13 protein-coding genes are annotated in these 14,064 nt (G+C 49.1%); 2 read left to right on the top strand and 11 right to left on the bottom strand.

What is annotated here, in order from left to right; genetic code table 11:
- Positions 1-7 precede the first annotated feature (7 nt).
- From LZ463_RS05280 to LZ463_RS05265, 4 genes are all read right to left on the bottom strand, one after another.
- Entirely contained in the window at positions 8-928 is a 921-nt protein-coding gene (locus tag LZ463_RS05280; protein WP_241454547.1) for a carbohydrate kinase family protein, read from the bottom strand.
- A complete protein-coding gene (locus LZ463_RS05275) occupies positions 918-2,147 on the bottom strand; it encodes an AGE family epimerase/isomerase (RefSeq protein ID WP_241454545.1) in 1,230 nt (409 codons plus the stop codon). Before LZ463_RS05275 ends, LZ463_RS05280 begins: the two co-directional genes overlap by 11 nt.
- Positions 2,148-2,200: 53 nt before the next feature.
- Positions 2,201-3,184 (bottom strand): LacI family DNA-binding transcriptional regulator, encoded by a 984-nt coding sequence (locus tag LZ463_RS05270; protein WP_241454543.1) that lies wholly within the window; start codon positions 3,182-3,184, stop codon positions 2,201-2,203.
- Between the two features lie 407 nt (positions 3,185-3,591).
- Positions 3,592-5,028, bottom strand: coding sequence for an MFS transporter (locus LZ463_RS05265; protein ID WP_241454541.1), 1,437 nt, complete (start codon positions 5,026-5,028; stop codon positions 3,592-3,594).
- 548 nt (positions 5,029-5,576) lie between these two features.
- Here LZ463_RS05265 and LZ463_RS05260 point away from each other — a divergent pair.
- Together LZ463_RS05260 and LZ463_RS05255 are read left to right on the top strand one after the other, a co-directional pair.
- A complete protein-coding gene (locus LZ463_RS05260) occupies positions 5,577-5,888 on the top strand; it encodes a hypothetical protein (RefSeq protein ID WP_241454839.1) in 312 nt (103 codons plus the stop codon).
- On the top strand, positions 5,780-6,085 hold the full coding sequence (locus tag LZ463_RS05255) for a PAS domain-containing protein (protein WP_241454539.1): 306 nt from the start codon (positions 5,780-5,782) through the stop codon (positions 6,083-6,085). The genes LZ463_RS05260 and LZ463_RS05255 overlap by 109 nt, the downstream gene beginning before the upstream one ends.
- A 191-nt stretch (positions 6,086-6,276) precedes the next feature.
- Here the strand turns inward: LZ463_RS05255 and LZ463_RS05250 are convergent, their stop codons facing one another.
- The 7 genes from LZ463_RS05250 to LZ463_RS05220 all read right to left on the bottom strand — a co-directional run bounded on the left by LZ463_RS05250 (position 6,277) and on the right by LZ463_RS05220 (position 14,054).
- Positions 6,277-6,897 carry a DUF2306 domain-containing protein gene (locus LZ463_RS05250; RefSeq protein WP_241454538.1) on the bottom strand — a complete coding sequence of 207 codons (621 nt, stop codon included), beginning with the start codon at positions 6,895-6,897 and terminating at the stop codon, positions 6,277-6,279.
- A 506-nt stretch (positions 6,898-7,403) separates the two neighbouring features.
- Positions 7,404-7,598, bottom strand: coding sequence for a hypothetical protein (locus tag LZ463_RS05245; protein ID WP_241454537.1), 195 nt, complete (start codon positions 7,596-7,598; stop codon positions 7,404-7,406).
- A complete protein-coding gene (locus LZ463_RS05240) occupies positions 7,595-7,825 on the bottom strand; it encodes an SDR family NAD(P)-dependent oxidoreductase (protein WP_241454536.1) in 231 nt (76 codons plus the stop codon). The genes LZ463_RS05245 and LZ463_RS05240 overlap by 4 nt, the downstream gene beginning before the upstream one ends.
- Positions 7,826-8,236: 411 nt before the next feature.
- Positions 8,237-10,759: a response regulator gene (locus tag LZ463_RS05235; RefSeq protein WP_241454535.1), complete on the bottom strand. Its 2,523-nt coding sequence runs from the start codon at positions 10,757-10,759 to the stop codon at positions 8,237-8,239.
- Positions 10,760-10,767: 8 nt separating this feature from the next.
- Entirely contained in the window at positions 10,768-11,814 is a 1,047-nt protein-coding gene (locus LZ463_RS05230) for an ABC transporter substrate-binding protein (RefSeq protein ID WP_241454534.1), read from the bottom strand.
- Positions 11,815-12,006: 192 nt separating this feature from the next.
- Positions 12,007-12,822 carry an arginase family protein gene (locus LZ463_RS05225; protein ID WP_241454533.1) on the bottom strand — a complete coding sequence of 272 codons (816 nt, stop codon included), beginning with the start codon at positions 12,820-12,822 and terminating at the stop codon, positions 12,007-12,009.
- Positions 12,819-14,054, bottom strand: a complete 1,236-nt coding sequence (locus LZ463_RS05220; protein ID WP_241454532.1) for a sulfotransferase — start codon at positions 14,052-14,054, stop codon at positions 12,819-12,821. Before LZ463_RS05220 ends, LZ463_RS05225 begins: the two co-directional genes overlap by 4 nt.
- Positions 14,055-14,064 lie beyond the last annotated feature (10 nt).

Below are 14,064 nucleotides of genomic sequence, written 5' to 3'. Positions count from 1 at the left end.
TATGGCTCTATTTTTTGTCCGGGCCATTAAATAAGGCCTCTATTTGTTCCAGACCTGGCGCTTGCGCTCCTGCGGCCAGACAGGCAGCTGCACCGGCAGCCAGGGCAAAGCGCAGGTGACTTGCTGGCTCTCTTTCCGGGTACATATATGAACTGTAGATAAAACCGGCAATGCTGGCGTCGCCTGCACCTATGGTGTCAACAACCGGCACTTTCAGTGCCTCTGCCTGCCATGCCAGGCCATCTGCATGCAGTGAAGCTCCCGCCTCACCGCGAGTGTATAAAACCTTGGCGGCAGGGTTAATGGCGCGCAATTGCGTGAATGCATAGTCTGCGTCCTGGCAACGGAACAGGCCTCGCAGATCATCGTCAGAAACCTTGATCAAATCTGCCAGTTGGGCCATTTCACGCAGGACGGCGTCATAGTCTGCATTCATATTGTTACGGAAATTCGGGTCATAACTAATGCATACACCCTGCGCCTTCAATTGACGGGCCAGGCCCAGGAGTTTGCCTGCCAGCGGTTGGCGAGCCAGACTGATGCCACCAAAATGCGCCCATTGCAAGCGTGAACTCCAGCCCGTCGGCAACTGTTCAGGAGAAAAATGCAAATCGGCGCTGTCACTGCCTATGAAGAAATAGTTTGGCGGCGTACTCTCACCGACGATAGCCAGCAACGGAGGACGATCATACTGCTGCAGCAAACGCAAATCCAGTCCGGCGTCAGTACTGGCTCGCACCAGTTCCTGTCCGAACAAATCCTGGCTGACTGCCCCGGCGAAGCCGGTTGCCAGGCCCAGTTTGGCCAGACTGCGAGCAACATTCCAGGTCGAGCCACCGACAACGCTGCGCCATTGGCCTGGACCGCAGGCAATCATGTCAGTCAGTGCCTCCCCGGCACTGAGCATGACGGGAAAATCAGCCGACATGCTGCTCCTCCTTTAAGACGCGCAGGATTTCATAGCAGGCACCCATGGTGTGATAATCTACTTTGCCAGCCGGACTCTTTTCATCGCTGAGTTTGTGATTCTGTCGCGACAGAATCCTGTACCAGGCACCAAACTCATGGTCTATCATGTGTTGCCAGCTGTATTGCCACAAGTGTTCGTAACTATCCCAATAGCTTTGCTTGCCTGTGCGTTTGGCCAGCAAAGCCGCCGCGGCCATGGATTCGGCCTGTACCCAGAAATACTTGTCGCCATCACATATGCTGCCATCGGGTGCAAAACCATAGCAGATGCCACCGTATTGCTCATCCCAGGCAAATTGCAGGGCTTTCTGGAATAAAGCTTCAGCAGTTGGCAATAACCATTCCTTGTCATGTTGCAGATGCTGAGAATGACTTTCCAGTTGCAGCAATAGCTTGGCCCACTCGGTAAAATGGCCTGGTTGAAAACCCCAGGGGCGGAACAAGTTGGCTTTGTCATCCAGGTTGTAGTTCCAGTCTATGTTCCAGTTGACATCGTAGTGCTCCCAGATACGTCCATCTGCCAGCGCGGCCTGGCGCAACGTGATATTGCGCGCCACTGTCTCGGCCCTATGTAGAAAATGCAGGTCATGAGTCGCCTCGTAAGCAGCGAGCAAAGCTTCGCATGCATGCATATTGGCATTCTGCCCACGATAGTTGTCCAGATACTGCCAGTCGGCGCTGGCCTGGTCGGCATACAGACCATGTTGCGGCTCCCAGAATCGGCGTTCCATCAATTCCATGGTTTCGTCGAGATAATCGCGTGCTTCTACAACACCAGCCATCAGGGCATGGGCATAAGCCAGCATCACGAAGGCCAGACCGTAGCAGTGATTGTCACCATCAGTGACTGTCTTGCTTGCATTCTCCCAATGTAGTTGCCAGGCATACCCTCCGGTTACCGTGTCCCGGTGTACTTGCCGCAAGAAATTCACACCGTGTCGTACCTGCTCCAGGTAGACAGAATTTTTAAAATGGCGATAGGCCATGGCATACACAAAGACAAAGCGGGTACTGCTGACCAGATGGCGACTGTGCCTGTCGTAAATACTGCCATCATCCTTGAAGTAGTGATAGAAGCCGCCACTGGCATCAACGCTGCGCGGATAGTAAAAACTCAGCGTGTCACTGATATGGTCAGTCAGGACTGAAATGGATTTGAAGTCAGGAAAAGAATGCATACAGGTTAATGTGATGGTAATGGGAGTATCAACTCAGAGTAACAATCCATGTTTTAATCGTCACAGCTGCTTTCGCGTACGATCAATTCAACGGCCAGGGTTTTTTCTACAATTTCGTCAGTTTGTTTGCGCATCAATAGTTCTACGCCGGTAGCACCAAGTGCTTCTTTGTTCACCCTGATACTGCTCAGGGGAGGAATAGACTTGGCAGCAGCGCTGATATCATCAAAGCCTACTATGGCGATGTCATGCGGCACCTTCATGCCCAGGTCCAGGCAGTAATGCAACGCTGTCAGGGCTGCGCTATCGTTGTAGCAAAATACAGCGTCAGGCGGACGAGTCAGGCTCAGCAGTTCACGCATGGCTTCGCGCACGCCATTTTCAATGTCACTGGGATCAGGAATACTGAGTTCCAGGCTGGGATCAGCCAAGGTCTTGGATTCATACAACGCCTGGCGAAAACCACGTGCCCGCTCCTGGATACTGAAATGCGCCATCGATCCGGAGATCATGGCGATGCGCTTGCGGCCTGACTGAATCAGATGGCGAGTAGCGAGGTACCCACCCAACCGATTGTCCGGATTGATCGATGTATAACCACGCAAGCGCATATCTACCAGCACAATAGGTTTGCTGGTATGCAGCAGCGCTTGTAGCAACTCCGGCTCGAAAAAGCCGGCACACAAGATCGCATCTGGCTGGTGCAGGCGTATCTGCTCCATGACAGGTTCCGAAGGGCCTATCGCTACGAAAGAAAGTGCAATTCCCTCTCTGCGGCAAGCCTCTTCGGCGCCATGCAATACGGGAGAGAAAAAAGGGCTGCTTGACAAAGTATTGTGCTGACGATGCAAGAGGAAAACGATACGCCTGATCCTGCCCTGCTTGAGATTACCAAAGTCATAGCCCAGCTCGCGCGCGACTTTACTGACACGTACGCGCGTTTCTTCTGTCAAGCCCCCCTGGTTCTTTAATGCGCGTGATACCGTACCAATCGACAGTCCGGTAGCCTGTGCAATATCACGTATGGTCACACTCATGGGGTGAACTCCTTGCTGTTCATGTCAGTTTCTTTATCTTGAAAGCGGGTATTCATCTTCTATATTGCTATTTCATTTTTTGTGTTTATCAACACCACTCAATCTTCAGCATTTGCCTGCGGATCTACATCCTTGAAAGAAGGTTTAATAAACGGATCAGCTTTTTTTGACAGCCTCCAAATCGCCAGGAAATGCTGCGTCTTTCAGAGTATCTCTTTTATACAGGCGCCAAAAATGAGGGTCAATCAGCGGCTGGAAATTTGCCTCAGTTTATTAATTTTAGTAAACAAGATGGCATAAGTTGCTCTGACAATAGACTAATCCTGCGCCAGCCCTGCACATCAAGCAAATAGAATAAAAAAAAGGCGCCCCGGATACGGTGCGCCATGCTTGTTCAAAAAATAATCCTAATGTGCGGCTGCGCCAGTTTTGCCAAGCTTGATTCCCTGAGCACGCAAGATACCCTGCACCCTCCAGGCATAAAAGGCGAGGTAGGCAAAGCAAACCACTCCCACCAGGTAACTCATCTGTATACCTATTTTGTCAGCCACCAATCCCTGTAGCCAGCTGACTATGCCGCCTCCCATAATCATCATGATCAGATAATTGCTCCCTTGCCCCGTGTGCTTGCCCAGGCCGCTGATTGCCAGAGTAAAAATGCAAGGCCACAAGGTGCTGCAGAACAGGCCTATACTGGTAAAGGCATAGACACTGACCATGCCTGTGGAACTCATACCTGTGAGCAAGCCAGCAACCCCCAATACAGAGAAAATACCCAGCATTTTGGCTGGATTGCCCTGGCTAAGCATGTCGGCAGCGATCAGTATCAACACAATGGCAGCATAAACATAAAATTGACTGAGCTCATGCTGGGCAATTGCATTAACGATGAGAAATACGCTGAAAGCCAGATAGGGTGCCAGGAATTTGAAAAATTTGCCCAAGCCAGCCTGTACATCAAAAGCTTCAACCGCCCCGGTCCAGCGTCCTATCATCAGGCTCGCCCAGTAGAGAGAAATAAATGGTGCAACATCCTTGGTCTGCAAGCCCAGTTTGCTTTCCATATAGGCAGGCAGATTACTGGCAGTAGACACTTCCACACCCACATAGACAAAAATGGCCAGCATGCCCATGACGAGCTGCGGGAATTGCAGTGCCGATTGCTTGCCCGAGGCATGCCCCGCGCCTTCATTAGCCGGTATGGCCGGGCGGTCTGGCAAAGACGAAAACTTCAACATGATGGCGACCAGCAGAAAGGCTGCGCCCAGCATCAGATAGGGGAATTTGACACTCTCTATACTAAGCTCACGATTCATGCTGGTAGGTGCACCAAATATGGCAAAACTGACGATGAGTGGACCTATCGTAGTGCCAAAATTGTTTACACCGCCGGCCAGAGTCAGCCTTTGCGAACCAGTCTCGGATGAGCCCAGAGCTATCGCCAGAGGGTTGGCGGCAGTCTGCTGCAGCGAAAATCCCAGTCCGACAATAAACAAGCCGGACAACATCAATGAGAAAGAACCAGTATTAGCTGCGGGCAAGAACAACAGTGTACCTGCGGCAGAAATCAGCAATCCGAGCGCCAGGCCATTTTTATAGCCGAGTTTATTGACCAGATCAACACCAATAAAGTGCGAAACCAGTAAATAGATGAGCGAGCCCACGGTATAGGCCACATAGAAAGCCAGGGACACGAGTTGACTTTGTTCCTGACTAAGATGGAAGGCTTGTTTAAAGACAGGGATGAGAATGTCATTGCTGGCGGCAACGAAACCCCAGAAGAAAAACACTGTCACCAGTGGTAAAAATTGTCCCCATTGTGTTTTTGTATTAGTCGCATGCATAGTGATATAAGTAGTTTAGGTTTGACTGCACATGTTGCACTTGCCAGGTGTTATTTATCCTTCTTTGATTTGGTGGCTTTATCCGAGCACGATGATAGAAGTCAATCTCACCTGTACCTTGATTAGGAAACTGCAGTTTCTATATATACCGCTCTATGGACTGGCATGCAATTCCAGTTTCATATTTGCATGATGTTTATAGTTTTTACTAAACACAAATGATAGAAATATGTAATTTTTTGCAATACAATGCAATTGAGTCCTTTCAACATGGTTTCGCAGCTTTTCAGTGATTTCAATGAACAAGAAGCGGATGGCACTATGCATGTCGTCGTACAAACCTTCGCGTCCGCCCGATACCACAAGACCAGGTGCTTGATACCTTGGCGCTCACAAAGACGTAGCATGGATTCACATAATGAACAGAATATCAATGGCTTGCTTTAGGTCATATAGATATTTAAAGTCATTTCTTCGTCATGAGGCGTTCATTATGGGGAGTCAGGTATATTGCCCCCATCGTCCTTGAACAATGCACTCTCTCTGGCATGAGGAACCTGCTATTGGCCTTTGGCTATGCCCTGTTTGGACGTATTGCCTTATTATTGGCGATCCCTCCCGGCCATGCCATTACCGTCTTTCCACCGGCAGGCATTTCCGTGATTGCCATATTGACAGGCGATTATCGTCTGTTGCCTGGTACGGCACTGGGCTCATGTATTTTCAATCTGTGGATAGGCTACGAGCCGTCATGGACTGTACGGCGTCCGCAGTCTGCCTGCGCGATAAACATGGAAATTATCTCTACGCAAACAAGGAATATGAAAGGCTTTTTAAACCAGCGAACATTACCAGGCTGATCGGTACAAGTGTGTGTTATCTCTTTCCATGGGATAAGGCGGAAGAACATATGCGCCTGTCTGACGACGTGATACGACAAGGAACAACACATCGCACAGAGGTCGCTGTCACGGCAGCCGGCATCAACACTACCCATATCCTCATGCTTACCCCGTTGCGCAACGAGTCTGGTGAAATCCCAGACTATCTCTTCTGATTTCAATAAAAAAAGCGGTACATGCCTGGGCCTGAGTATGTCAAAAGCTATCATTGAACATCATGGCGGGCAAATAGATTTCACCAGTCTCATAGGCCAGGCCAGCGATTTTTTTCACTCTGCCAGTGGATGTTTAAGTCAAGAATTCAAAAGAAAATAATCAAGTCTGAAACAGTCCAGTTCCATGGCCATCATCCTTCCCATGCCATGGTATGCTTCCTGACAGCGATCAAGTCTGCACATATCCATACCAGAATGCTGGATGAAACAGTCAGGCCAGCATTACCACCCAAAGCCTGGCTAAAATGCATGCCCAGCACATCTACAAAAAATCGTGTCAAAACAAAAGTACAAGTCAGTGCATAGCTGCGCAATATCCAGATGCGATGGCGATCAAATTGCGAATGTATCGCGGTGACCACGGCTGCGATAGTGGCATAGAGCCAAAGACTTGCTTGTGCACAGGCAGTCCATTTTTCTGCTGAAGATAGAGACATGATTGCTATCCAGAATGCCAGTGGGGCAGCAATGCAGATCGATGCAGCATAGATACGCCCCAGCTTGCGGTGCAGTCGCGGGTGCATGCTGCGCAAATCGAACAAGAACTGCAATGGAGCGATGAACAGGGCCATGCTACCGGCAAACGCATGGATATGAAGTATCCAGCGATATGCTTCAATTTTTCTTTCCCAATTCTCGTCCTGGCCAAAAAGCAAGGGAAGCTCGACCTTCGCCATCACCAGAAGCGTCAAGATACCCAAGACAAAGAAGAACAGGGACTTGAGGCTCAGCGATAATTTAATATGTGGCATGACATGCTCCTGACAGAATGGCGATATAGCCATTACAATTGAAAAAGCCCCACATAAAAAAACGAAAAGTACAAAGTGTGAGTAAACGTAATACTTGCCAATACCAGGTTTTTTGCTGGTTTTTGTCTTGTACCAAAATCCCGCAGTGCTACGCAAGACTGCAGAAATGCAGTTGTGCTTCAAGATTTAATACTTAATGCATCAACCTGCGCCCTGCCATTACTCAATCTCAATCGCCATATAACAGCACCGAATATTCACTGCTCTTACAAATGTCTTACATCTTGCGGCGCTTTGATACATTCCACATGCATCAATCACGTCCGAATTGGCGACAGTGAGAAACGCGCAACCAATAGTGACACTCACAAGGCGGCATGATCCACACCTGCCACCAACTTGCCCCGCTGCCAGTCACAACAACATGGCAAGGATGGCAGATTTTTCAAACAGCCCCTCCTCTTGCATAAGACCCAAAGATTTACCCAAGTTCGATCAGGTAGAAATCATCTGATAGGATTCATGGTGGTAAAGGTAGCGTCGTAGCAACCATCACGCTCGGCCCAACGCCTGGCCCTGTCCCGCTCGACCAGTACTTCCCCGCGAAGGCAATCCCCCGACTCCAGCAACAGCATGACCTCTGTCACATACTCGGCAAGTGGCATTGCGCGCAGATCAGTTGCCTGCTGGTCGCCAGTCAACTCTGTCTGTAGTAAGGCGGAGCAAGTTCGAGCACTTTGACGGGGACATGGCATAGTTGATGGTGCAAAGACTGCAGCCAGGAATGCAGGAGCGCCTTGCTGGCGTAATAAGTCGGAAAATCGGGGCGAGGCACGAAGGCGAGATTGGAAGTGGTCACCATGATCGTTGCATTCGGACGCCCTTTTAGTATCGGCAATAATGCCGCCGTCACACGCAGCACGCCCATGATGTTTGTCTCTACGATGGACGTGAATTGGGGAAACTACCGTAAGAAATGCAAAAACCAGGTCAGCAGATTTTACAAACGTGGATATGCCGAATGGGGGGGAATGTACGGGAATAGAAAAAAGATGGGGGAAATAATGACATGCCAAAGCTCCTTTATGCGCCGAGACACTCCCTGCTGGGATCCTCTCGACAAAGGATGCGTTGGATGAAGGTAAAGTCTACGACAGCGCCACATGGGCAACTGCGGGACTGATTATAACGAGACGCTATGCCAGCGCCAATATTGCGAGACAGAGAAAGCGCCGTCCGGTTTTTCAAGGACTACACAAAGACTGTCTTGCCATAAACGCTTTTTCATTTGAATTTCCCCTGCTTACTGGGTTTGCCTGATAAAAAAGCAAAGAGGCAACTATAATATTTTTCGCAAGGCTTCACGCAATTCCGACAATTTTGGCGGCTTGCTCAGCACGCAATCAACATGGGACGGGGTTTCACCATCATCCACCAGTCTTTGTCCCCAGCCTGTCAGCATGATGATAGGTGTGCTTGGTGACAACTGCTTGATCGAGTTGGCAAGTCTGCGTCCATCAACGTAAGGCATGCCCAAATCCGTAATGACAACAGAAAACGGCTCTTCACTACCGTGAGCATCGTTGAAGGAATCTATGCCGGCCTGGCCACCGTCAGCCGAAATGACGCTGTGACCATCAATTTCCAGAATGTCGCGCAATGATTTCAACACCATGGGATCGTCATCAACAACCAATATGCGTCTGTGGGTAGGAATACCCACTGTTAACGGCGTCTTGACCACATCATTCATAACGGTGGGCACCAGGAAGCTCAGGCGCATGGTCGTACCCTGGTTGATTTCAGTCAGTATCTCTATGTTGGCGCTATGACGCTCTATCATGCCATAGACCATGGCCAGGCCCAGGCCAGTTCCCCGTTCGCCTTTGGTGGTGAAGAATGGCTCCAGACAGCGACGGCGTATGTCTTCAGACATACCTACCCCCGTATCGCTGACCTCGATATGAACCTGCTTGAGGATGATTTCTTTGGTTGATTCGAGCAGATTTTCAGCAACGCGTGTGCGTAGCGTCAGGATGCCACCTTCAGGCATGGCGTCAACGGCATTAAAGATCAGATTGGTCAGTGCCTCCCTGATCTCGCCGTGTACCCCCATGATTTCTGGCAGGTCAGGCATCAGTTCAGTTTGTACGGTAATCACGATGCCACGTTGCTGCGGCATGTCACTCCATCTAGCCCTGGTCAGGTCGATGACTTGCTGCACCAGGTTATTGACGTTGACTGGTGTCAAGGTCAGTTGCGGCGCACGCTGGCGATAAAATTCACGCATGCGCGCAACGGTAGCTGCCACATCATCAATCGCACGAGCGATCACCTGCAGATAGTTTCGTCCTTTTACACTGATGTTTTTTTCTGTCTCAAGTAGGGATTCCGTATATAGGGCTACCGGCGAAATGGCGTTATTTATATCATGAGCAATACCACTGGCCATCTGCCCCAATGCGCGTAATCGTTCTTGCTGCATGACGGATTGCTGGGTCTGGCGCAAGTCGTCATACGCCTGTTGCAAGGCTCCATATAACTGCGCCTGATTGGACGCAAGCGCCACATGTTCACTCAATTGTCTTAAAAATTCGCACTCACCACTGTTAAAACAATGTGCGTCCCGCTTGGCGACCACCAGCACACCAAAGATAGTGGCTTCAGCCCTCAGTGGCGCCAGGACCAGTCCCCGCAACCCGCCATTTGCCAATCTGCGGGGGAAGGGATAATTAACGCCACTGATATCCGCTTCATACACCAGGTGTCCACGCACACAACGGGACAGTCCGTTTTCATCGATATCAATATGAGTGCCCTGGGTCATGCCCAATTCCTGTGCCAGTGATTCGCTGTGCAAACCGACACTGGTCACCACCAGCTGGTTTTGCGTCTGGTTGTAAAGGCATACGCAACTGAAATCGACCGGCAGGTGGTCTTCAAGACTACGGATAACAACCTGGAAAATACTGCGCAAGTCCTGACGCTCGCCGATTGATCGCGTAATCTGATGCAGCAAATTTAAGCGCGCCAGTTGTGCTTGGGCTTTTTTCTCAATTTGCTGACGCTCTATGATTTCGACCTGCAAGGCTTCATTGATATCGACCAGCGCATCACGCGATACGGTGGTTAACTTCAATTTTTCAGTCATGCTATCAAAGGCACGGGCAAGATCGCCAATCTCATCCTGTGCCTTGAATCCAAGCGTAAAGTTAAGGTTACCAGCACCAACTTTGGCTATTCCTTCTCGCAGTTTTTCCAGAGGACGCGTGACGCTTCTCAGCGTGACGTAGATCGTTGCCGTAACAACCAACACGACAATACCGCCAAAAAGTATCACTGCATTGAAAGCACTCTGCTGAGCATTCAAAGCCCCCACCCTGCTCTGTTCGGACAAACTCAAGGTGTCAGATATCATTGCCTGAGTCTTGTTGGTGATTTGCCCCAACAACCGGGTTTCAAGCTCTTCCAGTATTTCTGCCTTGTCCTGCTCACGCAACAATTCCTGATGGTTGCTGACCAACAAGGAAAATAGTTTTTCTATGTTGCCATTGGTGCGTTTTAACTCTGTCAGCACCACTTTGTCTGTGGATTTGGTGAATTCTTCCGTACTGTCAAGTAACTTGGATAAGGATGTACTACGCAACTGCCACTGTGCCCGGGTACGTTCGTCATGGCGCAATGCATACTCAAGTGTCAGGTAACGCAAAGAAGTAACAGCCTGGAAGAGTTCGTCAGCAGCCTCGTTTTTGGCAATTTCCTGCTTCATTTGCAAGGTGGTTGAGAGCAGAATAACGGCAATAACCACCACAATGGATAGCGAAATGATCTCCGCGAGTTTCAAGCGAGTGGAAATTTTCACTTTTTATCTCAATGAATGATGGTAACTGCAGCAGGCTTGACGGATTCCATACCATCAAGATAAATGTAATCAAGGTAGTTCGGCACTACGGTTTTATTGGTCAACTTGTTTTTGATCGCCCATCTTGCCTGATCCTCCAATGCAAGCAGCAGGCCTTGATCGAGGCCGACCTCAAAACGGTATGATGCCCATGAGCCATCAGCACTTTTGGCGTCTGTTTTTTTGACCGCACTCATCAGTTGCCTGGCTACTTCTGGTTTTTCATTGCAAAAACGACTGCCGAGATCCAGAGCGCGCAATAATTTTTTGACGATATCAGGGTGCGCCGCTATATAGCTGCGCATGGCAACGACGTTATACAGACTTTCGTAAACATCCTTGCCATAAAAGGCAACGCCGTTACTACCGAGCCGCCCCATCATGGTATTGAGAAAAGGCTCCCAGGAAGCCACAGCATCTACGTCACCACGAACCAGTGCATCAGCAAATTCTTCGGGTTTGTAGTTAACCATCGTAACATCCTTGGCTGACAGCTTCTGCCGGTTGAGGAAGGCACTCAGGGTGAAATGCCCTGAAGTACTTAAGGTAACGCCGATGCGCTTACCCTTGAGGCTGGCAGGCTCAAGTATTCCCCTGTCCTTGCGCCCGACGATGCCGTGATCCTTTTCTGTCTTGAAAATGGTGGCAAGAACCGAGACCGGTTTTTGGTCAAAACCGGCAAACATGACAGGTATATCAGCCACGGTTCCCACGTTGGCACGCCCTTGCAATACCGCTTCCATTGCTGCTTTGCCGCTGGAATGAGATTGAATAAGGACGAGTATGCCTTCACGGGCAAAATAGCCTTGCTCTCTTGCGGCGACTATGGAGCAGGTACCCACGTATTCCGTATTGGTGGCAATGACAATTTGTTCAAGAGGTGATTTTGCAACCGAAGGGCTTGATTGCATGAGCCAGATATAGAAAGCGGCGATCAATGTCACGGTTACCAGCAGACCCGCAAGCCAGTACAGACCGACTGTGCGTGTGGATAGTCCGAACTTTACAGCCGTCATGCCGGATCTCCTTCTACGTTTTCAAACGTACCAGCTGCTTACGACAGATACTGTGTCAAACACTACAAAGAACAAATTGACGAAACCTGGATGTTGTTTTTTTGCTGGCAATGACTCAAGCAATTTGATCAACAAATCACATACAACACCCAGATAGAAAAACAAACATAAGGAATGCTGAAATATTGCATTTTATTCTAGTTCTTTTAGCAAATTTAAGCAAGCAATCGCTGTTTTATTGTCCAGATCTTCTTCTTCATGCCAGGCTGAAACTGATATAGCTATAATATTGCACAAACGCAATGACTTGAACAGCACTGAAATATCTTCTTTTGTCGGACCGGCCCGGACATGGTATTTGAGGGCGGGCATATCTTGCCGGGCATCAATGATATCGGTATCAAAATGGACGTAAAGATTTTCGTCCGGTGACAGGTATTGCCTAATATCTTCTATTTTACAAATTCGGATATTGGAATTCTGTAACGCTTCTTTCTCACCTGGATCAAGGTCACGTGCATCCGACAGGATGATCTTCTCCTCGGGAAAGGGTGTAACGCCCAGAGTTTCAACCAAAGCCCCAATGGAGTCACGCTTTTTTCGGCGTCTGTCCTGACGTCCGGCCAAAATAGCAAGAGGCATCCCCCCAAGGTACTTGGTCTGCGTAGTTTCCCAAGTGTGAAAATCGCCATGGGCATCCAGCCACAATATGCGGTCAGGCTGTTTCCCTGCTTTTTGCAAACCAGCCAGCATCCCCAGACTGGAAAAGCAATCGCCGGCAATGCACACAGGCCTGTCGCCACGCAGGACCACCTGCCTGACGTTTTCAGCCATCAGCGCATAGATATGTCCCATCCTGCGTAATTTTTCGTTGGCATCACTGATGGCCACCTCCTCAAAATCCGGAATATCCAACAGCTCCCAAGGATGTGTGCTGACATCATTGACGCGGCCAAGGCCATCCCTTCTTTGCCCAGTCAAATAGGGGATAATGAGATATCTTTTCATAACCAGGTTTGAGGATCCATTTGATAATCAAGCTCATCCATCATGGTCTTTACTTCTTCTCTTTCACCCAGGTCAAGCAGGCAATCCCTGCGTTTTTCCCATCGCCTTATTTTTGGCGCCTCTGTTGCCATCGTCACCGGAAATACGGGCAATGCGCCTATATCCTTTAAATTCAGGTAATCAGTAATCTCTTTGATGACATTGCCAGGATGGGATATAAATGCCTCAAAGGAGACGCGCAGCGTTTTCACCTGGCCATCGAATATTGCCTGATGTGCTGACAGCCATTGATTCAGGCAAACATCTTCCAGGCTGGCATTGATAAATTGTCGCCAGTTTGGCGGCAAATCAAATTTCCACCAACGTTTCCCAAAATCGACACGATCAGAATAACCTCTGATATTCAGGCTAATCCCAACCTTGCTCATGTCGCGAGAAAAAAAAGCCACGGGTGACAACCATCCGTCGATCAAACCATTTACTGATTGCGCATAGCCCCTGGTCAGGTGCAGGTACTTGATTGTGGCATTAGGAAATAATTGCTCATACAAACCCATTCTGTAAACATCTGGCGGTGTTTTGAAAAGCAAAATCTTATCTGTCAGGTCACTTGCCGTGACTTTACGCCGATGCTGACGCGGCATGACAAAAGGAGGTTCTTCAAGCTTGATGGCTTCATCAAAACAATGGGTGCACATGGATTTTTTTTTACCATCGTAGTAATCAAGCCTCCATATTTCATTTTTGAATATTTTCGCAAGTATGCTGTCCTGCAGGCCGTTCTCTGTCTGCTGATGTAGTTCATCCGTATGGGCAAAAAACTCACTCAAATCCTCCTGCAATTGCTGATATGCAGGCTGCTGGGAAAACAAGGCAGGGAATTGCAAAAGCAGGCGTTTCTCCCAACGACTCCTTAGTAAGTCGTAATCAGTTTCATCTTCTGCAACCATAGTCATATCATCAAAAATATTATCTATCAGGGCAGATTTATTCCTTAACTGGGTAAACGCATCACTGTCGGCACTACTAGAAAATCCATTCCCGGTCAGCGTCAGGAATGGTTCCATTTCACCATCAAGAGACGCAATATCTGGATGGGTCGCCAGGACACTTTTTAAAAGACTGGAGCCAGAGCGTGGTGACGTCAAAATCACAGCCACGTTTCTGACCTGCGCAGCAAGATCTGTATGAGCGACGCTGCGTAAATCGTTTACTGTATCAATGATATCCATCGCTTCCAGG

It is taken from the genome of Undibacterium paludis (assembly GCF_022568815.1).
GTDB lineage: Bacteria > Pseudomonadota > Gammaproteobacteria > Burkholderiales > Burkholderiaceae_D > Undibacterium.
This window is presented reverse-complemented; position numbering and strand designations above follow the sequence as displayed.

Bases quoted from the DNA above. Each gene is read 5' to 3' on its own strand.
- LZ463_RS05255 (WP_241454539.1), top strand. From the start codon at position 5,780: ATGGACTGTACGGCGTCCGCAGTCTGCCTGCGCGATAAACATGGAAAT.
- LZ463_RS05280 (WP_241454547.1), bottom strand. From the start codon at position 928: ATGTCGGCTGATTTTCCCGTCATGCTCAGTGCCGGGGAGGCACTGACT.
- LZ463_RS05270 (WP_241454543.1), bottom strand. From the start codon at position 3,184: ATGAGTGTGACCATACGTGATATTGCACAGGCTACCGGACTGTCGATT.
- LZ463_RS05275 (WP_241454545.1), bottom strand. From the start codon at position 2,147: ATGCATTCTTTTCCTGACTTCAAATCCATTTCAGTCCTGACTGACCAT.
- LZ463_RS05260 (WP_241454839.1), top strand. From the start codon at position 5,577: ATGAGGAACCTGCTATTGGCCTTTGGCTATGCCCTGTTTGGACGTATT.
- LZ463_RS05230 (WP_241454534.1), bottom strand. From the start codon at position 11,814: ATGACGGCTGTAAAGTTCGGACTATCCACACGCACAGTCGGTCTGTAC.
- LZ463_RS05240 (WP_241454536.1), bottom strand. From the start codon at position 7,825: ATGGGCGTGCTGCGTGTGACGGCGGCATTATTGCCGATACTAAAAGGG.
- LZ463_RS05225 (WP_241454533.1), bottom strand. From the start codon at position 12,822: ATGAAAAGATATCTCATTATCCCCTATTTGACTGGGCAAAGAAGGGAT.
- LZ463_RS05265 (WP_241454541.1), bottom strand. From the start codon at position 5,028: ATGCATGCGACTAATACAAAAACACAATGGGGACAATTTTTACCACTG.
- LZ463_RS05220 (WP_241454532.1), bottom strand. From the start codon at position 14,054: ATGGATATCATTGATACAGTAAACGATTTACGCAGCGTCGCTCATACA.
- LZ463_RS05250 (WP_241454538.1), bottom strand. From the start codon at position 6,897: ATGCCACATATTAAATTATCGCTGAGCCTCAAGTCCCTGTTCTTCTTT.